Annotated in this window: 24 protein-coding genes; 9 read left to right on the plus strand and 15 right to left on the minus strand. The window is 61.2% G+C overall.

What is annotated here, in order from left to right:
* The first annotated feature begins 76 nt into the window (after positions 1 to 76).
* Entirely contained in the window at positions 77 to 1,960 is a 1,884-nt protein-coding gene (locus tag ACZZ0G_RS08125) for a TonB-dependent receptor domain-containing protein (protein ID WP_463555844.1), read from the plus strand.
* 138 nt (positions 1,961 to 2,098) lie between these two features.
* Here the strand turns inward: ACZZ0G_RS08125 and ACZZ0G_RS08130 are convergent, their stop codons facing one another.
* The 12 genes from ACZZ0G_RS08130 to nrdR all read right to left on the minus strand — a co-directional run bounded on the left by ACZZ0G_RS08130 (position 2,099) and on the right by nrdR (position 10,906).
* Positions 2,099 to 2,899: a cobalamin-binding protein gene (locus ACZZ0G_RS08130; protein ID WP_463555845.1), complete on the minus strand. Its 801-nt coding sequence runs from the start codon at positions 2,897 to 2,899 to the stop codon at positions 2,099 to 2,101.
* The gene (locus tag ACZZ0G_RS08135) at positions 2,899 to 3,318 is read right to left on the minus strand and encodes an MFS transporter (protein ID WP_463555846.1); all 420 of its coding nucleotides are present in this window, start codon (positions 3,316 to 3,318) and stop codon (positions 2,899 to 2,901) included. Before ACZZ0G_RS08135 ends, ACZZ0G_RS08130 begins: the two co-directional genes overlap by 1 nt.
* Positions 3,315 to 3,932: a GTP cyclohydrolase II gene (gene ribA, locus ACZZ0G_RS08140; RefSeq protein WP_016984117.1), complete on the minus strand. Its 618-nt coding sequence runs from the start codon at positions 3,930 to 3,932 to the stop codon at positions 3,315 to 3,317. The genes ACZZ0G_RS08135 and ribA overlap by 4 nt, the downstream gene beginning before the upstream one ends.
* A 237-nt stretch (positions 3,933 to 4,169) precedes the next feature.
* Positions 4,170 to 4,907, minus strand: coding sequence for a substrate-binding periplasmic protein (locus ACZZ0G_RS08145; protein WP_463555847.1), 738 nt, complete (start codon positions 4,905 to 4,907; stop codon positions 4,170 to 4,172).
* 37 nt (positions 4,908 to 4,944) lie between these two features.
* Complete coding sequence (locus tag ACZZ0G_RS08150; protein WP_007910933.1) at positions 4,945 to 5,448, minus strand: phosphatidylglycerophosphatase A family protein; 504 nt, start codon at positions 5,446 to 5,448, stop codon at positions 4,945 to 4,947.
* Positions 5,445 to 6,410, minus strand: a complete 966-nt coding sequence (gene thiL, locus ACZZ0G_RS08155; RefSeq protein ID WP_463555848.1) for a thiamine-phosphate kinase — start codon at positions 6,408 to 6,410, stop codon at positions 5,445 to 5,447. The genes ACZZ0G_RS08150 and thiL overlap by 4 nt, the downstream gene beginning before the upstream one ends.
* 18 nt (positions 6,411 to 6,428) lie before the next feature.
* A complete protein-coding gene (gene nusB, locus ACZZ0G_RS08160) occupies positions 6,429 to 6,929 on the minus strand; it encodes a transcription antitermination factor NusB (protein ID WP_158834241.1) in 501 nt (166 codons plus the stop codon).
* Positions 6,926 to 7,402 (minus strand): 6,7-dimethyl-8-ribityllumazine synthase, encoded by a 477-nt coding sequence (gene ribH, locus ACZZ0G_RS08165; protein WP_003228649.1) that lies wholly within the window; start codon positions 7,400 to 7,402, stop codon positions 6,926 to 6,928. Before ribH ends, nusB begins: the two co-directional genes overlap by 4 nt.
* 91 nt (positions 7,403 to 7,493) lie before the next feature.
* Positions 7,494 to 8,585, minus strand: a complete 1,092-nt coding sequence (gene ribBA, locus ACZZ0G_RS08170) for a bifunctional 3,4-dihydroxy-2-butanone-4-phosphate synthase/GTP cyclohydrolase II (RefSeq protein WP_034153727.1) — start codon at positions 8,583 to 8,585, stop codon at positions 7,494 to 7,496.
* A 16-nt stretch (positions 8,586 to 8,601) separates the two neighbouring features.
* A complete protein-coding gene (locus ACZZ0G_RS08175) occupies positions 8,602 to 9,264 on the minus strand; it encodes a riboflavin synthase (protein WP_150694725.1) in 663 nt (220 codons plus the stop codon).
* 47 nt (positions 9,265 to 9,311) lie between these two features.
* Positions 9,312 to 10,445, minus strand: a complete 1,134-nt coding sequence (gene ribD / locus ACZZ0G_RS08180; RefSeq protein ID WP_463555849.1) for a bifunctional diaminohydroxyphosphoribosylaminopyrimidine deaminase/5-amino-6-(5-phosphoribosylamino)uracil reductase RibD — start codon at positions 10,443 to 10,445, stop codon at positions 9,312 to 9,314.
* On the minus strand, positions 10,442 to 10,906 hold the full coding sequence (nrdR, locus tag ACZZ0G_RS08185; protein WP_007910946.1) for a transcriptional regulator NrdR: 465 nt from the start codon (positions 10,904 to 10,906) through the stop codon (positions 10,442 to 10,444). Before nrdR ends, ribD begins: the two co-directional genes overlap by 4 nt.
* A gap of 128 nt (positions 10,907 to 11,034) precedes the next feature.
* Here nrdR and ACZZ0G_RS08190 point away from each other — a divergent pair, with 128 nt between their 5' ends.
* The 3 genes from ACZZ0G_RS08190 (at position 11,035) to trxA (ending at position 13,205) form a co-directional block, all read left to right on the plus strand.
* Entirely contained in the window at positions 11,035 to 11,499 is a 465-nt protein-coding gene (locus tag ACZZ0G_RS08190) for a YbaY family lipoprotein (protein ID WP_463555850.1), read from the plus strand.
* Positions 11,496 to 12,149: a class I SAM-dependent methyltransferase gene (locus ACZZ0G_RS08195; RefSeq protein WP_463555851.1), complete on the plus strand. Its 654-nt coding sequence runs from the start codon at positions 11,496 to 11,498 to the stop codon at positions 12,147 to 12,149. The genes ACZZ0G_RS08190 and ACZZ0G_RS08195 overlap by 4 nt, the downstream gene beginning before the upstream one ends.
* Before the next feature lie 183 nt (positions 12,150 to 12,332).
* Positions 12,333 to 13,205: a thioredoxin gene (gene trxA / locus ACZZ0G_RS08200; RefSeq protein WP_463555852.1), complete on the plus strand. Its 873-nt coding sequence runs from the start codon at positions 12,333 to 12,335 to the stop codon at positions 13,203 to 13,205.
* Between the two features lie 4 nt (positions 13,206 to 13,209).
* Here trxA and ACZZ0G_RS08205 read toward each other — a convergent pair whose 3' ends face one another.
* Positions 13,210 to 13,569, minus strand: a complete 360-nt coding sequence (locus ACZZ0G_RS08205; protein ID WP_463555853.1) for a hypothetical protein — start codon at positions 13,567 to 13,569, stop codon at positions 13,210 to 13,212.
* Positions 13,570 to 13,704: 135 nt separating this feature from the next.
* Here ACZZ0G_RS08205 and ACZZ0G_RS08210 point away from each other — a divergent pair, with 135 nt between their 5' ends.
* The 5 genes from ACZZ0G_RS08210 to ACZZ0G_RS08230 all read left to right on the plus strand — a co-directional run bounded on the left by ACZZ0G_RS08210 (position 13,705) and on the right by ACZZ0G_RS08230 (position 17,899).
* On the plus strand, positions 13,705 to 14,304 hold the full coding sequence (locus tag ACZZ0G_RS08210) for a DUF2796 domain-containing protein (protein WP_007910957.1): 600 nt from the start codon (positions 13,705 to 13,707) through the stop codon (positions 14,302 to 14,304).
* Between the two features lie 140 nt (positions 14,305 to 14,444).
* Positions 14,445 to 15,155, plus strand: a complete 711-nt coding sequence (locus ACZZ0G_RS08215; RefSeq protein ID WP_016984101.1) for an ABC transporter ATP-binding protein — start codon at positions 14,445 to 14,447, stop codon at positions 15,153 to 15,155.
* A gap of 1 nt (position 15,156) precedes the next feature.
* Positions 15,157 to 16,422, plus strand: coding sequence for an ABC transporter permease (locus ACZZ0G_RS08220; RefSeq protein WP_463555854.1), 1,266 nt, complete (start codon positions 15,157 to 15,159; stop codon positions 16,420 to 16,422).
* An 11-nt stretch (positions 16,423 to 16,433) separates the two neighbouring features.
* Positions 16,434 to 16,952 (plus strand): DUF3299 domain-containing protein, encoded by a 519-nt coding sequence (locus ACZZ0G_RS08225; protein ID WP_095114090.1) that lies wholly within the window; start codon positions 16,434 to 16,436, stop codon positions 16,950 to 16,952.
* A 248-nt stretch (positions 16,953 to 17,200) separates the two neighbouring features.
* Complete coding sequence (locus ACZZ0G_RS08230) at positions 17,201 to 17,899, plus strand: OmpW/AlkL family protein (protein WP_007910962.1); 699 nt, start codon at positions 17,201 to 17,203, stop codon at positions 17,897 to 17,899.
* A 367-nt stretch (positions 17,900 to 18,266) separates the two neighbouring features.
* Here ACZZ0G_RS08230 and ACZZ0G_RS08235 read toward each other — a convergent pair whose 3' ends face one another.
* Both ACZZ0G_RS08235 and ACZZ0G_RS08240 read right to left on the minus strand, forming a co-directional pair.
* On the minus strand, positions 18,267 to 19,199 hold the full coding sequence (locus ACZZ0G_RS08235; protein ID WP_463555855.1) for an NAD-dependent epimerase/dehydratase family protein: 933 nt from the start codon (positions 19,197 to 19,199) through the stop codon (positions 18,267 to 18,269).
* Entirely contained in the window at positions 19,192 to 20,076 is an 885-nt protein-coding gene (locus ACZZ0G_RS08240) for a sugar nucleotide-binding protein (RefSeq protein WP_463555856.1), read from the minus strand. The genes ACZZ0G_RS08235 and ACZZ0G_RS08240 overlap by 8 nt, the downstream gene beginning before the upstream one ends.
* Positions 20,077 to 20,306 lie beyond the last annotated feature (230 nt).

Consider the following 20,306-nt stretch of genomic DNA (forward strand, 5'->3'; position numbering starts at 1 on the left):
CGCGAGCAAGCTCGCTCCCACAGTGGTTTATGAACTTTCAAAATTGAATTCGCCCTACGCATCAACGGACTGCCCGATGAAACTCTCGCGCCTCGCCCTACCTTTCTTCCTGCTGCCATCCGCCAACGCCCTCGCCGATACCTTCGAGCGTGATCAAGCACTGAAACTGCCAGACATGCTGATCTCCGCCAACCGCCAGGTCGAAGCCCGCAACGACAGCAGCGCCGCCAACACGGTGTTCACCCGCGAAGACATCGACCGCCTGCAACCGAGCGACGTGCCGGATCTGCTGCGTCGTGTCCCCGGTGTGCAAGTGGCGCAGGCCGGCGGGCGCGGCAGTTTGCCGGGGATCTACATTCGCGGTACGCAGTCGGCGCAGAGTCTGGTGTTGGTCGACGGCCAGCGCATCGGCAGTTCGACGTCTGGTGACAGCAATCTGCAGCATCTGAACATCGAGCAGATCGAACGCGTGGAAGTGCTGCGCGGTTCACGTTCGGTGATTTACGGCAGCGATGCGATTGGCGGGGTGATTCAGATTTTCACCCGACGCGGCACTGGGCAGGGTTTGCAGCCACGGATGCACGTTGGTTTCGGCAGCAACCAGACGTGGGAGCGCAGCCTCGGCTTGTCCGGTGGCGATGAGCAAACCCGCTTCAACCTCGGCGCCAGCCTTGATGAAACCGCCGGGATTGACCGCACTCACGAGTCGTACCCAAGCGATGGCGATCACGATGCCTACCGTAATAAATCCGTCAGCCTGAGCCTCAGCCATGCGCTGACCGATGACATCGAAATCGGCGCCAATCTGCTGGATAACCGTGGCAAGAGCGAGTTCGACAACCCGTTCGGTCGCTTCGACACGACCACGTTCGAGTCGGTGCAACAGCAGCCCTACAGCGCTTTCAACGTCAGTAGCGTCAGCAGTTACGTCGATGCGCGGGTCAACGAAACCTGGAAAACCCGTGTCGAGTTCGGCCACACCGAAAACCGCGAGAAGACCCTCGACAAACTCAGCGACGAACGCACGGTGTTCAACACCTACCGCGACTCGGTGAACTGGCAGAACGACCTGACGCTGGATGCACGCAACAGCCTGATTCTCGGTGGTGACTGGTACGAAGACCGGGTCAACAGCAGCACCGCGTTCGACGAGGACAGCCGCTGGAACCGGGCGGCGTTTATCCAGCATCGTTATCAGGCCGACAGCTTCTCCACTGAACTCGGTCTGCGTCACGACGACAACCAACAGTTCGGCAGCCAGAACACCTGGAGCGGCACCTTCACATTGCCGCTGAACCCGGACAACGATCTGCTGCTCAGCTACAGCGAAGGTTTCCGCGCGCCGACGTTCAACGACCTGTACTACCCGGATTTCAGTAACCCTGATCTGAAGCCGGAAACCTCGAAAAGCTATGAGCTGCAATGGCGCAGCCAGTTGACCGACAGCAGCCGCCTCGAAGCCTCGATTTACCGAACGGATCTGGAAGACGCGATCATTTTTGGCAGCAACTCACGCCCGGAGAACGTCGCTTCGGCGCGAATCAATGGTTTTGAAGCGGCGCTGAAACAGGAACTGTTCGACTGGCAGAGCAATCTGGGCGTGGCGATCATCGACCCGCGCGATCGCGACAGCGGCCACACCTTGGCGCGGCGTGCGCGGCGCACATTGAGCTGGGATCTGGATCGTCAGTTTGACCAAATCAGCCTCGGCGCCAGTTGGCAGGCGGTCAGCAGCAGTTATGACGATAAGGACAATACGCAGGCGCTGGGCGGCTATGCGCTGTTCGGCTTGCGCAGCAGTTGGGCGCTGAACCGCGAGATCCAGCTGGATCTGAAGGTCGATAACGTTTTCGACAAAGGCTACAGCCGGGCGAATTACAGCTATGACGGCAGCCAGTATGACTATCGCGAGGAAGGTCGGGTGTGGATGTTTGGGGTCACTTGGACCCCTGAGCTTTGATCTGAGATTTGCAGTATTTTGGCTGACCTCTTCGCGAGCAAGCTCGCTCCCACAGTAGATCGAGCCCAACCACACATTGTGAGCTGGCCATAGAACCAATGCGGGAGCGAGCTTGCTCGCGAAGAAGTCACCCCGGTTTCAGCGGTCAGGCGCGATCAACTGGCAGAGCTTGGCGGTGGCACCGATCATTTGGCCGCTGGGGCGCTCAAGGCCTTTATCGGTAACCAACAGTAGTTTCCCCTGCTTCACTGCTGCTACCTGCGGCCAGGTTTTCCACGCTTCGAGCTGCGCCTGATCCCCAGCCAGAATCACTTCGGGGTCGCGCTGCAACACCGCCTCAATACTCACCTGCGGCGCTGGCAAACTCAGATCGCCGAACACATTGCGCGCGCCGCACACTTCCAGCGCATCACTGATGATCTGCCCGCCACCCACGGTATACAGCGGCTTGTCCCAGACCTGATAAAACACCCGCAACGGCACGTCCCGGCGATAGCGCTGGCGTAGCTCTGCGAGTTGTTTGCGCAATGCCGTCGCCCGCGCGCGCCCACGCTCAGGTCGCCCCAATTGCGCGGCAATGGCTTCGATCTGCGCGGCGAGTTGTTCGAGGGAATGCGGTTCGGCGACAAAGGTCGGGATGCCCAGACGCTTCAGCTGATCGCGCTGCGCCGGGCCGACACTGCCGGGCCACAGCAACAACAAATCAGGCCTGAGGCTGAGCAGCTGTTCCATGTCGAGTTGGCCATAGCGGCCAACGGACGGAATGCTGGCAATTTCAGCCGGCCGCTCACCGGCATCCAGCACGCCGACCAACAGGTCAGCCGAATCCAGCTCAACAACGATTTCAGAAAGGGACGGCGCGAGGCTGACAACCCGTAAGCCCGCCAGCACCTGAGCCGAGACGGCCAGCAGCAGAACCGCCAGCCAGAGACGGCGCATCAGCCGAGTTGACGCGGAATACGGTAGAGGTAGAACAGCACCGCCGTGGACAGCGCCAACAACATCAACGGTACGGCTTCGAGACCGACAAACACCGCCAACGCACCGATCCACGCCGGCAAGGCTGCCGCCAGAAACGCAGTGCGACGGCGCGCCGCGAGGGCGATCCACGCGGCAGGTTCATCCGGAGTATCGAGGGCTTTTTGCGTGGCGATCAGCGCGTGTTTGTAGCGGCCGAAAAACTTCAGGCTGACAAACATCGATGCTACGCCGGCAATAAAGAACGGCATCGCCAGCACCGGCAGAATGCCTTCGCCCTGACCGAACAATGCGTTGAATACAAATAGCGGCGCCAGCGCCAGCGTCAGATATTTCCACCAGTCGACGGACAACCGGCGCCGCACCTGGCCCCGCGTCACGCGCGATCGACCTCGCCCTGATGCTCGTTGCCCATCATGTGGTCGAGCTTGCTGGCCTTGGTCGCCAGATAGAGTTTGTTATGCGGGTTGTGGCCGGTATGCAACGGCACGCGCTCGGCGACGGTGATGCCCATGTCGGTCAAGGCTTTGACCTTGCGTGGATTGTTGGTCATCAAGCGCAGGGATTTCACGCCCAGATGCTCGAGCATCGGCAGGCACATGGCGTAATCGCGCTGGTCGGCGGCAAAGCCCAGACGCTCGTTGGCTTCAACGGTATCAGCGCCGCCGTCCTGCAACTCGTAGGCACGGATCTTGTTCAACAGACCGATACCGCGACCTTCCTGACGCAGGTAGAGCAACACGCCACGGCCTTCACGGGCGATGGCCTTGAGTGCGCCTTCGAGTTGTGAGCCGCAGTCGCAGCGCTGGCTGAACAAGGCATCGCCGGTCAGGCATTCGGAGTGCAACCGGCCGAGTACCGGGGCACCGTCGGCAATTTCACCCAGGCTCAGCACGACGTGCTCGCGGCCGGTGGCTTCATCGAGAAAACCGTGCATGGTGAATTGCGCAAAAGGTGTTGGCAGCTTGGAAGCGGCGACAAAGACGACAGGCACCGGTGTGCTCCTGATCTAAAGAGTCTGAAAATTCGCAGGCCGGCATTGTAACAGCAGGTTCCTGCAGACGCTTAGGCTGAATTATCGGGCATAACGATCAAAAAGTTTGATAACTACCTCATGGACGCCGCAGCTCCAGTGAGCCTGCTCGCAATAGCGGTGTGTCAGATACATCAATGTTTGAGTTAGACCGCCATCGCGAGCAGGCGAAGGCCTACAGGGGATTTTTGCAGGCCTTCAGTTCGAGGTGAACGGATACGGCTGCTTCCACTTCTCGAAGACCGGTTTCAACTCGCCACTCTTCACCAACTGCTCCATTCGCTGGTCATACAGCGTCATTAGCGCCCGGGCTTGCGGGGTGTCGGCGAAGCCGAGGTACAGCGGCAACTCGATCAGATGCGAATAGCGATACTGCGTCGCATCCGCCGCCGTTTTCACCACCGCTTCAATCTCGGTCAGGGCATCGATGTAGTAATCCGCGCGGCCCTGCTTGAGCATCGACAGAATTCCGGTACGCCGCTCGATCTGGTTGTAACGCTTGATATTCGGCAGGTAGCTTTCGTAACGATAACCGCGCACCCAGGCCAGTCGATATTTGCCCAGCGTCGCCTGGGTCGGTACCGGATTGCTCGCCAGGCCCAATGCATAGATGTGGTCGGAATCAAAATTCCAGTGCGGATACAACACCTGCTCGGCTTCGTCGCGGTAGGAGCCGACCAGCGCGTCAACTTCCTTCAACTGCACCAGCCCGACCGAACGGGTGTAGGGCACAGTGCGGATATCCAGCTTCACACCGACCGGCTCGAACACCTTGCGCAACACATCCCAGCCCAGACCATGGCCGTCGGCGGCGGTGTAGTCTTCCCAGTCTTCGCTGGCCAGATGGATGACCGCCGGCGTCGGCGCAGCCTCCTGCGCACCGGCCACGGTGCTCAGCAGAGCCAAAATCACTAACGCCAACCAGCGTCGAGCCATCCCTAGTCCCCTCACTTGACCCTGATATCCCTTGGAATCAGGCGAAAATCCACACCAGTCCCTGCATCGCCAGCCAGGCAAACACGCCGGCCAGCACGTCGTCGAGCATGATCCCTACGCCGCCATGCACATGCCGATCGATCCAGCGGATCGGCCACGGCTTGAGAATGTCGAAGAACCGGAACACCAGGAAACCCGCGAGCAACCAGTACCAGCCTTCCGGCACCAGCCACAGAGTGATCCACATCCCGACCATTTCGTCCCAGACGATACCTTCGTGGTCGTGTACCCGCAGATCGTCGGCCACCTTGCCGCACAGCCAGAAGCCGAACAGCATGGTGATCCCGAGCATCAGCCAGTACCCCCAGTCGGGCAACATCTGCCACAACGGGATAAAGGGTAGCGCAACCAGCGAGCCCCACGTGCCCGGCGCCTTGGGCAAGGTGCCGGAACCGAAACCGAACGCGAGGAAATGCCAGGGATTGCGCCAGACAGACGGCGGAACGAATTCGGCCGGAACCTGTTTCGGGTGATCTGTCACGGTGTCTCCTGAAAATGTTGATAGCCCCGGATTTGCGGGGTGATGTCCTTCCCTTCACGGTCCAGCAGGACCACGCCCTGACCTTCTGACACACGACCGACCACATGGATCGGCCAGCCATCGGCCAGCAGCGCCGGCAACTCGACGGACGGTAGTGTGAAGGCCAGCACGTAATCATCGCCACCGCTTAACGCGGCACGTTCAGCACCACGCTGGCCGAGAAAGGCCACTAAAGCATCCGACAGCGGTACGCGCTCGCGTTCAATTTCAAGCCGCACCTTCGACGCCAGCGCGATGTGGCCACAATCGGCGAGCAGGCCATCGGAGATATCCAGCGCCGACGTGGCTTTGCCACGCAGCGCTTGGCCGAGGGCTAGTTGCGGTTGTGGCGACCAGTAATGATCGAGCAACGGTTGGGCGATGTGTGCTTCGGCCTCACGCTGACCGAGCACCAGTGGCAAGGCGCCGGCAGCATTGCCCAGCTCACCGCCGACACACAGCAAGTCCCCAGGTTGAGCACCGCTGCGGGTCAATGCCTGACCCTCAGGCACACGACCAAACACGGTGACCGTCAGACTCAATGGCCCACGCGTGGTATCGCCGCCCACCAGCGCAACACCGCAGCTCTGCGCCATACGGTTCAAACCGCCGGCATAGGCTTGCAGCCAATCGGCGGTCACCGTCGGCACAGTCAGCGCAAGGGTAAAGGCAACGGGCGTGGCGCCCATGGCGGCCAGGTCGCTGACCGCAACGGCCAGCGAACGCTGACCGAGCAGAAACGGATCGCAGGGGTCGGCGAAATGCACACCGGCCACCAGCGTATCGGTGGAAATAGCCAACTGTTCCCCGGAAGGAACAGCGAGCAAGGCGCAGTCGTCGCCAATCCCGAGGGCAACGCCTTCGCCGCCCTGCGCACAAGGCGCGGCGGCGAAGAAGTTACGGATCAGCTCAAACTCGCCCATTGAAGTATCAAGCGCGTTTCAGCGCTTGAACGCCTTCACTTCAGCTTCACGCAGGCGCGGGGCCAGCTTGTCGAGCACGCCGTTGACGAACTTGTGACCGTCGGTGGAACCGTAGACTTTCGCCAGTTCGATCCCTTCGTTGATCACCACGCGGTACGGCACGTCGACGCGCTTGAGCAGTTCCCAGGTCGACAGGCGCAGTACGCACAGTTCAACCGGGTCCAGCTCTTCGATGGTCAGGTCCAGGCACGGCGCCAGCGCAGTGTCGATCTCGGTCAGATTGGCCGGAACACCGTGCAGGATGTCGTGGAAGTAGCTGGCATCGGCGAAGGTGAAATCGTTGTCGACGCGAAACTGCGCTTCGATTTCGTTCAGCGAAGTACTGGCCATGTGGCGCTGGTACAACGCTTGCGTCGCCAACTGACGGGCAGCGCGGCGCTTTTCACTTTTCGAAGGCTTGCCGGCGTCCGTTGGACGCGGTTCGCGCGGGTTGAAACGATCGCTTTCGTCGCTAATCACTTGGCCTCCAACTGCGCCAGCAGGCTGACCATTTCCAGAGCGGACAGGGCAGCTTCGGCACCTTTGTTACCGGCCTTGGTGCCGGAACGTTCGATGGCTTGCTCGATGGAATCAACTGTCAGGACGCCGAACGCGACCGGCACGCCGAACTCCATGGACACCTGGGCCAGACCCTTGGTGCACTCGCCTGCCACGTATTCGAAGTGCGGAGTACCGCCACGAATGACCGCGCCGAGGGCGATGATGGCTGCGAACTCGCCTTTCTGGGCGACTTTCTGCGCAACCAGCGGGATTTCGAAGGCGCCAGGTGCGCGGATGATGGTGATGTCGCTTTCGCTCACGCCGTGGCGAACCAGGGCATCAACTGCACCGCTGACCAAGCTTTCAACCACGAAGCTGTTGAAACGGCCCACTACCAAAGCGTAGCGGCCTTTAGGGGCGATGAAGGTACCTTCGATGGTCTTCAGGGTCATTCGTCAGTTCTCTTAAAGAGCCGGGACGCGTCTGCTACGCGTCCCTCAGTGATTTATTTGCCGCGAATCGGAGTCCGGAAACAACCGGTCATTATTCGGAGGGCACGTATTCTACAACTTCCAGATCGAAACCGGATATCGCATTAAATTTCATTGGCGCAGACATCAGGCGCATTTTGCGCACGCCGAGGTCACGCAGGATCTGCGAACCGGCACCGACGATGCTGTAAGTCGTCGGCTTTTTCGGCGCGGCCTGATCACCGGTTTCGCGGATGTGCGCCAGCAACACGTCGCCGTCGAGCGGGTGACCGAGCAACAGCACGACACCGCTGCCCGCCTCGGCAACCGCCGCCATGGCGGCGCGCAGGCTCCAGCGGCCCGGTTGTTTGACCATCAGCAGGTCGCGCAGCGGATCCATGTTGTGCACGCGAACCAGCGTTGGCTCTTCGGCGCAAACAGTGCCCAACGTGAGGGCCATGTGCACGTCGCCTTCCACCGAATCACGATAGGTCACCAGGTTGAATTGGCCCAGTTCGCTGTCCAGTGGCTGCTCGGCAATCCGCTGAACGGTACGTTCGTGGATCATCCGGTAGTGAATCAGGTCGGCGATGGTGCCGATCTTGATGTTGTGCTCGGCAGCGAAAGCTTCCAGCTCAGCGCGACGAGACATGGTGCCGTCGTCGTTCATCACTTCGCAGATCACCCCGCTTGGCTCGAAACCGGCCATCCGCGCGAGGTCGCAAGCGGCTTCAGTGTGGCCAGCGCGAGCGAGGGTGCCGCCGGCCTGCGCCATCAGCGGGAAGATGTGGCCCGGGCTGACGATGTCCTCAGCCTTGGCGTCCTTGGCGGCAGCCGCTTGCACGGTGCGCGCACGGTCGGCAGCGGAGATGCCGGTGGTGACGCCTTCGGCGGCTTCGATGGACACGGTGAACTTGGTGCCGAAACCGGAACCGTTGCGCGGCGCCATCAGCGGCAGCTTCAACAGTTCACAGCGCTCGCGGCTCATCGGCATGCAGATCAGACCACGGGCGTGCTTGGCCATGAAGTTGATGTGTTCGGCCTGGCAGCATTCGGCGGCCATGATCAGGTCGCCTTCGTTCTCGCGGTCTTCGTCATCCATGAGGATGACCATCTTGCCTTGGCGGATGTCTTCAACCAGTTCTTCGATGCTATTGAGCGCCACAAGGCACCCCCTTCAGTCAGGATTTGAGGTAGCCGTTGGCGGCCAGAAAGCTTTCAGTAATGCCGCCAGCGCTTGGCTCGGCAGCCTTGTCGCCGAGCAGCAGACGCTCCAGATAGCGCGCCAGCAAATCGACTTCCAGATTCACCCGGCGCCCAGGCTTGTACGACGCCATGATGGTTTCGCTCAGGGTGTGCGGAATGATCGTCAGCATGAACTCGGCGCCATCGACTTCGTTCACGGTCAGGCTGGTGCCGTCGACGGTGATCGAGCCTTTGTGGGCGATGTATTTGGCCAGCTCTTTTGGCGCGCGGATGCGAAATTCCACGGCGCGGGCATTGTCGCTGCGCGAGACGATTTCGCCGACACCGTCGACGTGGCCGCTGACCAGGTGCCCGCCGAGACGGGTGGTCGGGGTCAGGGCTTTTTCCAGATTGACCGGGCTGCCGCTTTTCAGATCATTCATGGCGGTGCAGTCGAGGGTTTCGCGGCTGACGTCGGCAGCGAAGCCGTCGCCCGGCAGCTCAACCGCCGTCAGGCAGACGCCGTTGACCGCGATGCTGTCGCCGAGTTTGACGTCGCTCAGGTCGAGCTTGCCGGTGGCGACGTGGACCCGCACATCACCGCCCTTTGGGGTCAGTGCGCGGATACTGCCGATGGATTCGATGATGCCGGTAAACATGGGGTTCTCCTTGAGAACTAAGCCAGCGCTAACGCGATGGCCGGGAATTATACGCTCGCCGAAAGGACAGGGATGGCAGTGACTCGCCAGTCATCGCCCACCGCGCGAATTTCAGTAATTTTCAGCTCCGGCGCGTCCTTCATATAAGCCAGCGGCCAGTCCAGCAATGGACGCGCCGAAGAGCCGAGAAACTTGCCAGCGATGAAGATCACGAATTCGTCGACCAGACCGAGCTGAGCGAAAGCGCCGGCCAGACGCGGGCCGGCCTCGACCAGCACCTCATTGACGCCACGATTGGCCAGCTCAATCAGCAATTGATGCAGATCGACCTGACCGTCGTCACCCGGCACGATCAGGCATTCAGGGCCGTGGGCATATTGCTCTTCGATCGCGACACAGGTGGCGACCAACGCCGGGCCAGCCTTGAAGAACGGCGCATCCAGCGGCACACGCAGGCGTCCGTCGATCAACACCCGCAGCGGCGGTCGGCTCATGGCCAGCGCGGTTTGCTCACTGTCCAGACCGAGTTCGTCAGCGCGAACAGTCAAGCGCGCCCCATCGGCCAGCACGGTGTCGGCGCCGGTCAGGACCACGGCGGCCTGGGCGCGCAAACGCTGGACGGCCGAACGCGCGGCCGGGCCGGTGATCCATTGGCTCTCGCCGCTTTCCATCGCTGTGCGACCGTCGAGGCTCATCGCCAACTTGACCCGCACGAACGGCAAGCCGTGTTCCATGCGCTTCAGAAAGCCTTGATTAAGCTTGCGCGCCTCAGCTTCCAGCACACCGCTTTCAGTGGCGATGCCGGCATCGGCCAGACGCTGCAAACCACGTCCGGCGACTTGCGGATTCGGATCACGCATTGCCGTCACGACTCGGCCGACACCGGCATTCACCAGTGCATCGGCGCACGGAGGCGTGCGGCCATGGTGGCTGCACGGTTCGAGGGTCACGTAAGCGGTAGCGCCCCGGGCCAGCTCACCGGCGGCGCGCAGGGCATGGACTTCGGCGTGCGGTTCGCCGGCGCGTTCATGCCAGCCTTCGCCGACAATCTGCCCGTCGCGCACCACCACGCAGCCAACCCGAGGATTGGGATGGGTGGTGTAGTGACCTTTGCGCGCCAGTTCCAGCGCACGCGCCATAAAGTGGGCGTCGAGGATGGCCTGCTCGGCGACGCTGGTCATTCTTTCACCGGTTCGCGGGCGAGGCGGTCGATCTCTTCGCGGAATTCGTTGAGGTCCTGGAAGCGCTTGTACACCGAAGCGAAACGGATGTAGGCGACTTCATCAAGCTTCTGCAATTCAGCCATGACCAGTTCGCCGACCACGAGGGATTTGACCTCGCGTTCGCCGGTGGCGCGCAGCTTGTGCTTGATGTGAACCAGAGAGGATTCGAGGCGCTCGACGCTCACCGGACGTTTCTCCAGCGCGCGCTGCATGCCGGCACGGAGTTTTTCTTCGTCGAACGGTTGGCGGCTGCCGTCAGTTTTGATCAGGCGCGGCAACACCAGTTCGGCCGTCTCGAACGTCGTGAAACGTTCGCCGCAGGCCAGGCATTCACGCCGACGGCGCACCTGTTCGCCCTCGGCGACCAGACGCGAGTCGATGACCTTGGTGTCGTTGGCACCGCAGAAGGGACAGTGCATGGTGGCTGGCAACAAAAAAAGGGAGGGCCATGGTAGCGCATCCCGGTGGCAAGACAAGCCATAGGGTTTGCGGTATACAGAACGGCATGATCGTTTGATCCATGGATTTCATTTTGCTGGAGCATCCAATGCCGTTACGTCCGCTCGTTTTGCTCAGTCTTTTCAGCCTGCTGGTGGCCTGCGGCAGCGATGCACCCAAGCCCCAGCCGCCAACACCGGGCCCTGCCCCGCAACAGGCGCAGAAAAAAGCCAAAGAGGCCGCCGACCTTGGCCCGCTGCCGGCCTATCAACGGGAACTGAGCGGCACCCTGCAAGGTGTGCCGGCCGGTGCCGAAGTCGAACTGGCGCTGCTGGTGATCGATGCAAAGGATCGCCCGCAACAATTGCTCGCCAGCTCCAGCCTGATCGGCAATAACCAGATCCTGCCTTTCCGCCTGCGCTTCAACCCGGATGCATTCCCGGCCGGGGCGCGGGTTGAGCTGCGCGGTCGCGCCAGTCAGTCCGGCCAGTTGATCCTGCATCTGCCGTCGCAAACCATCAGCCAGCCGACCACTCAGGCGTTGGGCCAGCTGCAATTTGTCAAAGCACCATGACCGCACCGCTCGACCTGCAACGGGCGTTGGGTGAATTGCTCGGCGACGCCAGACTCAAGATCTGTGCGTTGCCGGACACTGATTTACAGCTATGGCTGATCGATGGCGACAACATGGATCGCCAATTCAGCCAGGAAGAAACTCAGCGAATTCTGCACGAGCCACCGTACTGGGGTTTCTGCTGGGCCAGCGGTCTGGCGGTGGCACGGTATCTGGCGGAATTCCCGGAGTGGGTGCGCGGCAAGCGCGTGCTGGATTTCGGCGCCGGTTCCGGAATTGCCGGGATCGCGGCAGTGAAGGCCGGCGCGCTGGAAGTCGTGGCGTGCGATCTCGATCCGCTGGCGATTGCCGCGTGCCGGGCGAATGCCGAGCTTAATGATGTGCAGATGAGCTACTCGACGGATTTCTTTGCCGAGGCGGATCGGTTTGATCTGATTCTGGTGGCGGACGTGTTATATGACCGGGCGAATCTGCCGTTGCTCGATGCGTTTTTAAGCCGGGGCCGTGAGGCGTTGGTGGCGGATTCGCGGGTTCGGGATTTTAGGCATCCGTTGTATGAGCGGATTGAAATGCTGGAGGCGATGACGTTGCCGGATCTGGCTGAGCCGGAAGAATTCAGACATGTCAGCCTCTACCATGCGCAGCGCTAGCTAAAAGCTTCGCGAGCAGGCTCGCTCCCACAGGGGTTTTGTGAACGACACAGATCCAATGTGGGAGCGAGCTTGCTCGCGAAGGCGTCCGCCCATGCAACACACCTCTCAAAGGCTGACCGCTTCCGGCCACACCCCGCCAAGCCGTATAGTTGCCCCATCCACGCTTTGACGAGATCCCCCATGAGTGAGCAAACGCCGTACATCTTCGACGCCACGACGGCCGATTTCGACCAGTCGGTGATCGAGGCCTCTTTCAATAAACCGGTGCTGGTGGATTTCTGGGCCGACTGGTGTGCGCCGTGCAAGGCGCTGATGCCGATGCTGCAAGGCATTGCCGAGAGCTATCAGGGCGAACTGCTGCTGGCCAAGGTCAACTGCGACATCGAGCAGGACATCGTCGCCCGTTTCGGTATTCGCAGCCTGCCGACCGTGGTGCTGTTCAAGGACGGCCAACCGGTCGACGGTTTTGCCGGCGCGCAACCGGAATCCGCCGTGCGTGCCTTGCTTGAGCCGCACGTAAAAATGCCACCGCCGGCCGCCGCCGATCCGTTCGAGCAGGCTCAGGCGTTGTTCGATGACGGCCGTTACGCCGATGCCGAAGCGGCGCTGGTGGTGATGCTCACAGAAGACAACACCAACGCCAAGGCACTGATTCTATACGCGCGTTGCCTGACCGAGCGCGGCGAACTGGACGAAGCGCAAACCGTGCTGGATGCGGTCAAAAGCGATGAACACAAAGCCGCGCTGGCCGGGGCCAAGGCGCAGATCAAGTTCCTCGGTCTGGCGCGAGACCTGCCGGATGCCGCCGATTTGAAAGCGCGCCTGGCGAAAGATCCGCAGGACGATGAGGCGGTGTATCAACTGGCGATCCAGCAACTGGCGCGTCAGCAATACGAAGCGGCGCTTGAGGCGATGCTCAAGCTGTTTATCCGCAACCGTAGCTATGGCGAAGGTCTGCCGCACAAGACCCTGCTGCAGGTGTTCGAGCTGCTGGGCAACGATCACCCGCTGGTGACGGTGTACCGCCGCAAGATGTTCGCGGCGCTGTACTAAGCGCTCATTCGATCCAGCTGTAGAGCGGCGTATCCCCGCCGCTCACCACCTTCACGTCCGAACTATGGCGCAGGCGTACCAGCAAGCGCTTGCCCGCCGCCGCGCTGCCGGTCAGCCCTTCCAGTTGATCGAGCAGATCCGGCCCACTGAGCTGCCCGGCCTTGCGCAAAAGGTCCCTGGCCACCTGCCACAACGCATCGTCCTGACTCAGCGGTTTCGCCGCTGGCGCTGATGCGACCGCCTCAGATTGCGCAACCGGTGCCTGCCCATTCAGCGCCGAACCGAGCTTCGCCCAGTCGTTGTCATCCAGCTCTACCGTCAAGTCCACCGGCACGTCGCCGACGGTTCCGCGTATCCGCAACATTGAGTTCGCTCCTGCACTTTTCTGACCTGCATGCTCCCACGGGACTTGTGCAACGCCAAGCGCACGGGCAAACTCTGCGCACTTTCGTTATAAGATTACATAACAAACTCTTCACTTTACTTCCCGGAAACCGCCATGCGTCGTCTGCTGCTCGCTTTGCCGTTTGCCCTGTTGCCGCTGGCCATCGCCCACGCGGCTGATGAGCATGACCACGATCACGATCATGAACACGGCAGCCTTGGCGCGCATGAACACGGCGTCGGTCGCTTGAACGCGGCGCTGGATGGCCAGACCCTGGAGCTTGAGCTGGAAAGCCCGGCGATGAACCTCGTGGGTTTCGAGCACGTCGCCACTTCGGATGCCGACAAGGCCAAGGTCGCCGCTGCCCGTGCGCAACTGGAAAAACCCTTGGCCCTGTTCAGCCTCCCTGCCGCCGCCGGGTGCAAAGTGGTCAGTCAGGAACTGGAAAGCCCGCTCTTCGGCGACAAGCCGGATGCCGACGACCATGACGACGATGAAGCGGATAAGGACGGTCATGAGCATCACCATGACCACAGCGAAATCCACGCGCATTATCAGTTCAACTGCGCCACACCGGGCGCGCTGAAGACTCTGGATCTGGCGAACGTCTTCAAGACCTTCCCGGCGACGCAGAAAATTCAGGTACAACTGATCAGCGCCAGCGGCCAGCAAGGTACTGAAGTGACGGCCAAGGCTGCCGCGCTGAAATTCTAAGCCTCACCGAAACACCCTTGTGGGAGCGAGCTTGCTCGCGAATGCGATTCGTCAGGCGCCTCTGGATTGACTGATCTACCGCTTTCGCGAGCAAGCTCGCTCCCACAGGGGTTATGTGTTCACCTCACGAAACTGGTGCCATGACCCAAGCACTCATCGAACTGTCCGACCTGGGCTTCAACTGGCCCGGTCATCCGCCATTGCTGGACATCCCGGCGTTTCGCCTGGAAGCTGGCGAAACCCTGTTCCTCAAGGGCCCCAGCGGCAGCGGCAAGACCACCCTGCTCGGCCTGCTCGGTGGCGTGCAGAAGCCCGGTCGCGGCAGCATTCGCCTGCTCGGCCAGGAACTCACCGAACTCTCCGCCGGCGCCCGCGATACCTTCCGTGTCGATCACACCGGCTACATTTTCCAGCAGTTCAACTTGCTGCCGTTTCTCTCGGTCCGCGAGAACGTTGAGCTGCCGTGCCACTTCTCGAAACTGCGGGCTCAGCGGGCGAAACAACGCCACGGCAGCGTCGATCAGGCCGCCGCTACCTTGCTCGCCCATTTGGGTTTGAAAGATGAAAGCATCCTCAGCCGCCGTGCTGACTCACTGTCGATCGGCCAGCAACAGCGGGTCGCCGCCGCACGCGCATTGATCGGCCAGCCAGAATTGGTGATCGCCGACGAACCGACCTCGGCGCTGGATTACGACGCCCGGGAAAACTTCATTCGCCTGCTGTTCGCCGAATGCCGCGAGGCCGGTTCCAGTCTGCTGTTCGTCAGCCACGACCAAAGCCTGGCGCCGCTGTTCGACCGTCACTTGTCCCTGGCCGAACTCAATCGCGCCGCCACGTCTGCCGAGGTCTGAGATGTATCTGTTTCGTCTGGCCATGGCCAGCCTGGCCAACCGCCGCTTTACCGCGCTACTGACCGCATTTGCCATCGCCCTGTCGGTATGCCTGCTGCTCGCCGTTGAACGAGTGCGCACCGAAGCCAAAGCCAGTTTCGCCAGTACCATCAGTGGCACCGACCTGATCGTCGGCGCCCGCTCCGGCTCGGTGAACCTGCTGCTGTACTCAGTGTTTCGCATCGGCAACGCCACCAACAACATCCGCTGGGACAGCTTCGAACACTTCGCCAGCAACCCGAAAGTGAAGTGGGCAATCCCGATGTCCCTCGGCGACTCCCATCGCGGCTACCGGGTGATGGGTACCACCGAAGCCTATTTCGAGCATTACCAGTACGGTCGCCAGCAGCATCTGGAATTGGCCGACGGTCGCGCTTTCGCGACTGATCCGTTTGAAGTGGTGCTCGGCGCAGAAGTCGCCGATGCGCTGCATTACAAACTCGGCGACCAACTGGTGCTGGCCCACGGTGTGGCGGCAATCAGTCTGGTCAAACACGATGACAAGCCGTTCACCGTGGTCGGCATTCTCAAGCGCACCGGCACCCCGGTCGATCGCACGCTGCACATCAGCCTCGGCGGCATGGAGGCGATCCACATCGACTGGCACAACGGCGTGCCGGCGCGGGGCAATGGGAGGATTACCGCCGATCAAGCGCGCAACATGGACCTGACGCCGCAAGCGATCACCGCGTTCATGCTCGGCCTCAACAGCAAGATTTCCACGTTCGCCTTGCAACGCGAGATCAATGAATTCCGTGGCGAACCGATGCTGGCGATCCTGCCGGGCGTGGCGTTGCAGGAGTTGTGGAGCCTGATGAGCACCGCCGAAAAAGCCCTGTTCGTGGTTTCTCTGTTCGTTGTACTGACCGGTTTGATCGGCATGCTCACGGCGATTCTCACCAGCCTCAACGAGCGTCGCCGCGAGATGGCGATTCTGCGTTCGGTCGGCGCAAGGCCGTGGCACATCGCGAGTCTGCTGGTGCTGGAGGCCTTCGCGCTGGCACTGACCGGCGTCATCGCAGGTCTGGCGTTGCTGTACATCGGCATCGCCGCCGCGCAGGGTTACGTGCAGGCCAATTACGGTTTGTATCTGCCGCTGGCGTGGCCGAGCGAGTATGAATGGACGCTGCTCGGTGGCATTCTGGCGGCCGCGCTGCTGATGGGCAGCGTGCCGGCCTGGCGCGCTTATCGCCAATCATTGGCCGATGGCCTGTCGATCCGTTTATGAGGATGTTCACCATGCCCCGCGCCGCACTCGCGCTGCTGTTGCTGATCGCCCTGCCCGTGTGGGCAGCAGCGCCGAAAGACCTGACGTGGTCGGAAATGATTCCACCGGACGCCGCGCCGGAAGTGCCGAACATGACGCCGCTGCACGACCTATCGAAGATGGGCGATGCGTTGTCTGCCGAGTCCGCGCCAGCGGCGAAGCAGGACCTGCCGGACGCGCCGGTGGTGCAATCACTCGACGGGCAGAACATTCGTTTGCCGGGCTACATCGTGCCTCTGGAAGTCAATGAAGAAGGACGCACCACGGACTTTTTGCTGGTGCCGTATTTCGGCGCCTGCATCCACGTGCCGCCACCGCCGTCGAACCAGATTGTGCATGTGAAAAGCGAGTTGGGCGTGAAGCTCGATGAGCTGTATCAGCCGTATTGGGTCGAGGGGCCGTTGCAGGTCAAGGCGTCGAGCAGCGAACTGGCGGATGCCGGGTATCAGATGGATGCGGACAAGATTTATGTGTATGAGCTGCCGGAGTAACCCCGGCAGTTGTTTATCGTTTGCAATGACCCCTTCGCGAGCAAGCTCGCTCCCACAGGTTTCGGCGGCGACCATAAATTCTGTGGTCGACTCGATCACTGTGGGAGCGAGCTTGCTCGCGAAGGGGCCGGCAAAGGTTCCACAAAACCTTCCCACTTCACTGTTTCATTGAGCTGAGTCAAAAGACCGTATCAGTTGGCTTCGTACCATAGGACATCAGAAACTTTTAACGTCCTTTCGGAGCCCCCATGAACAAGTCCTTGCTCAGCGCCTCGCTGTTTGCCCTCGCGCTCGCAGCCCCGCTCGCCCACGCCCACGAAGCCGGTGACATCCTCATCCGTGCCGGTGCGATCACCGTCAACCCGAAGGCCGACAGCTCCAGCGTCAAGGTCGATCAGGGTCCGTTGAGCGGCACCAATCTGGGCGGCAAGGCGACCATGAGCAGCGACACCCAATTGGGTCTGAACTTCGCTTACATGCTCACCGATCACGTCGGCCTCGAGCTGCTCGCGGCCACGCCGTTCGAGCATGACGTCAAACTCAAGGGCACCGCCCTGCCAGCGGCCAACGGCAAGCTCGGCACCCTGAAACACTTGCCGCCGACTCTCAGCGTTGTGTACTACCCGCTGGATTCGAAGTCACCGTTCCAGCCGTATGTCGGCGGCGGTATCAACTACACCTGGATCTATGACGAGCACGTCGGCAGCGAAGCCAGCGCCAACGGCTTCAGCAACTTCAAGGCGAAAAACTCTTGGGGCCTGGCCTGGCAGGTCGGTGCTGACTACATGCTGACCGACAACATCATGCTCAACGCCCAAGTGCGTTACATCGACATCGACACCCGCGCCACCGTCGAGAACAACGCCGTTGCGCCGGGCACTCGCGCTCGGGTCAACGTCGATGTGGATCCGTTCATCTACATGGTCGGTTTGGGCTATAAGTTCTAAGTCGAGTTACCGAACGTTCACGTGGTGGTGAATGAGGCTTGGTGGCGAGCAGGCATAGAACTGACGGCGACCGTACGCAGTTGATCGGGGATAACATTCCCTCGCCACAGGAGTAGCGACATATATTCCGGCCGTGAAAAAGGCGCCTGTCAAAGGGCGCCTTTTTCATGTCTGCTCGAATTGTTGGGTGGCTGAAATCCAACCCCCTCACCCCAGCCCTCTCCCTCAGGGAGAGGGGGAAAGGGAGCCGATTTGGGTGCCTTTCCAAACCTGAGTTCGACTCGGTATTTCACGTCGGCGTAACTCGAAAGAACACCTCGGTCAGTTCCCTCTCCCCTTGGAAGAGGGCTAGGGTGAGGGGCTCTTCTCAGGAGCGCCCCAACAACCGCGCCAGACCCACGCTCATCGGCGTCTGCTGTGGCAGCTTGAAGCGTTCCAGAAGACGAGCGTTGTTCGCCCGCGAATGGCGGATATCACCAGAGCGCGCCGGGCCATAGCTGATTGGTGGCAGCTCACCGACCACGGTTTCAAGAGCCTCGAGCATCTGCTTGAGACTCATCGACTGATTCCAGCCGACATTCACCGCACCGACGTCCACCTCAGGTTTTTCGATCGCCTGTACCAACAAATCGACCAGGTCTTCGACATAGAGGAAATCGCGGGTCTGTTCGCCATCGCCGAACACGGTAATCGGCAGGCCTTTCTGCGCGCGCTCGCTGAAGATGCTGATCACTCCGGAGTACGGCGAGGACGGATCCTGACGCGGGCCGAAGATATTGAAGAAGCGGAAAATCACCGGTTCCAGGCCATGCTGGCGGCGATAGAAATCGAAATAATGCTCGCCAGCCAGTTTGTCCGAAGCATAAGGCGTCAGCGGCGCTTTGGGCGTGTCTTCATCAATCGACTCGCCCTCACCATTGTTCCCGTACACCGCCGCGCTGGAGGCGTACACCACACGTTTGACTCCGGCCAGACGCATGGCTTCGCAGACGTTCAGCGTGCCGATGAAGTTGCTCTGGTGAGTCTTCACCGGATCATCCACCGAAGCCTGCACCGACGCCACGGCCGCCAGGTGAGCGACAGCGCTGCAGCCTTGCATGGCCTTGGCCACCAGTGCCGCATCGGCGACATCGCCAACAATCAGTTCAACTTTCGGATTATCCAGCGGCAGGTTGCTGCGCTTGCCGGTCGACAAATCGTCGAGGATGCGCACCGAATGCCCGGCAGCGAGCAAGGCATCGGTCAGGTGCGAGCCAATGAAGCCGGCTCCGCCAGTGATTAAAACAGTCCCTTCAGCCATGACGGTAGAACCTATCCAGTAAGCCCGGGAGTGCCGCGCGCCAGGCGCGGGGTTTGATCCCGAAAGTGTGCAGAATTTTCTTGCAGGCCAGCACCGCGTGTTGCGGCTCCTCGGCAGCGTCCGGTCGTGCGGCGTGGGCCTGTGGGGTCGGAGCTTCGATCGCCAGCGCATGCAGGCTGCGCGCTTCGGTTAGAATCGCCTGGCCCAGCGCCAGCGGTGTGGTCGCTTCGTGGCCGGCGTAGTGGTAAGTGCCCCACAGCGGCGCGGCGCAATCGAGTTGCTTGAGTACCGAAATGATCACTCGCGCGGCATCATCGACTGGCGTCGGGTTGCCACGACGGTCATCGGCCAGGAGCAATTCTTCCGGTTGTTCGGCGCGAGCGAGAAACCGTCCGAGGGTGCCATCGGGGCTGTCATCGAGCAACCAGCCAAATCGTAGCAAAACGTGTTGCGGGCACGTGGCGCGCACACTTTGCTCGATGCGCCACAAAGCCTGACCGCGCAGCCCCAGTGGCACCGGCTCGTCTTTTTCGCTGTACGCCGTGGCACGCGAACCATCGAACACCCGATAACTGGAGGGCTGCACGAGGACGATATTGTGGTGCTGGCACAGTTCGGCCAGACGTTCGATGGCGCGTTCCTGCCCGGCCATGCGGCTTTCGCTGACGGTTTCGGCCTGGAACCAGTCGAAATAGTAGGCGAGGTTGATCAATGCATCGGGACGGGTGTCGTCGAGCAGTTGGGTCAGGCTCGCGGCATCCCAGCCGTTTTCGGGCGGGCGGGGGGCGAGGAAACCGATGTCTTCCTCTGCACCGAGGCGAATCAGCGCCTGCCCAAGGGCATTTCCGCCGCCCAGTAACATAAGGCGCATTCGCATAGAGTCAGCAGGCCCAGTCTGATTGGAACGATGGCTTTAGCGACGGCTCTTGTGAAACCGTCGTCGATAATTGCCGGAATCGTTGCATTTTGCGGGTTTAGTGCGCAACCGTCATCCGTAAAGTGCAGATCGCCGGGATTTGTGTCGTGGCCACTGGCCCCTTCGCGAGCAGGCTCGCGAAGAGGCCCGCCTAGACGCTGAAGATCCCAGTGGTACTTGCATCTTCCCCC

This window comes from Pseudomonas sp. AC169, from assembly GCF_979258515.1.

What these genes read in the sequence shown, in the direction of transcription:
- ACZZ0G_RS08230 (WP_007910962.1), top strand. Translation starts at nt 17,201, where the DNA reads ATGAACAAGTCCTTGCTCAGCGCCTCGCTGTTTGCCCTCGCGCTCGCA.
- ACZZ0G_RS08205 (WP_463555853.1), bottom strand. Translation starts at nt 13,569, where the DNA reads ATGTTGCGGATACGCGGAACCGTCGGCGACGTGCCGGTGGACTTGACG.
- ribD (WP_463555849.1), bottom strand. Translation starts at nt 10,445, where the DNA reads ATGACCAGCGTCGCCGAGCAGGCCATCCTCGACGCCCACTTTATGGCG.
- ACZZ0G_RS08220 (WP_463555854.1), top strand. Translation starts at nt 15,157, where the DNA reads ATGTATCTGTTTCGTCTGGCCATGGCCAGCCTGGCCAACCGCCGCTTT.
- ribH (WP_003228649.1), bottom strand. Translation starts at nt 7,402, where the DNA reads ATGACCCTGAAGACCATCGAAGGTACCTTCATCGCCCCTAAAGGCCGC.
- ACZZ0G_RS08215 (WP_016984101.1), top strand. Translation starts at nt 14,445, where the DNA reads ATGACCCAAGCACTCATCGAACTGTCCGACCTGGGCTTCAACTGGCCC.
- ACZZ0G_RS08240 (WP_463555856.1), bottom strand. Translation starts at nt 20,076, where the DNA reads ATGCGAATGCGCCTTATGTTACTGGGCGGCGGAAATGCCCTTGGGCAG.
- ACZZ0G_RS08225 (WP_095114090.1), top strand. Translation starts at nt 16,434, where the DNA reads ATGCCCCGCGCCGCACTCGCGCTGCTGTTGCTGATCGCCCTGCCCGTG.
- ACZZ0G_RS08195 (WP_463555851.1), top strand. Translation starts at nt 11,496, where the DNA reads ATGACCGCACCGCTCGACCTGCAACGGGCGTTGGGTGAATTGCTCGGC.
- thiL (WP_463555848.1), bottom strand. Translation starts at nt 6,410, where the DNA reads ATGGGCGAGTTTGAGCTGATCCGTAACTTCTTCGCCGCCGCGCCTTGT.
- ACZZ0G_RS08235 (WP_463555855.1), bottom strand. Translation starts at nt 19,199, where the DNA reads ATGGCTGAAGGGACTGTTTTAATCACTGGCGGAGCCGGCTTCATTGGC.
- ACZZ0G_RS08190 (WP_463555850.1), top strand. Translation starts at nt 11,035, where the DNA reads ATGCCGTTACGTCCGCTCGTTTTGCTCAGTCTTTTCAGCCTGCTGGTG.
- trxA (WP_463555852.1), top strand. Translation starts at nt 12,333, where the DNA reads ATGAGTGAGCAAACGCCGTACATCTTCGACGCCACGACGGCCGATTTC.
- ACZZ0G_RS08145 (WP_463555847.1), bottom strand. Translation starts at nt 4,907, where the DNA reads ATGGCTCGACGCTGGTTGGCGTTAGTGATTTTGGCTCTGCTGAGCACC.
- ACZZ0G_RS08130 (WP_463555845.1), bottom strand. Translation starts at nt 2,899, where the DNA reads ATGCGCCGTCTCTGGCTGGCGGTTCTGCTGCTGGCCGTCTCGGCTCAG.
- ACZZ0G_RS08210 (WP_007910957.1), top strand. Translation starts at nt 13,705, where the DNA reads ATGCGTCGTCTGCTGCTCGCTTTGCCGTTTGCCCTGTTGCCGCTGGCC.
- nrdR (WP_007910946.1), bottom strand. Translation starts at nt 10,906, where the DNA reads ATGCACTGTCCCTTCTGCGGTGCCAACGACACCAAGGTCATCGACTCG.
- ACZZ0G_RS08175 (WP_150694725.1), bottom strand. Translation starts at nt 9,264, where the DNA reads ATGTTTACCGGCATCATCGAATCCATCGGCAGTATCCGCGCACTGACC.
- ACZZ0G_RS08125 (WP_463555844.1), top strand. Translation starts at nt 77, where the DNA reads ATGAAACTCTCGCGCCTCGCCCTACCTTTCTTCCTGCTGCCATCCGCC.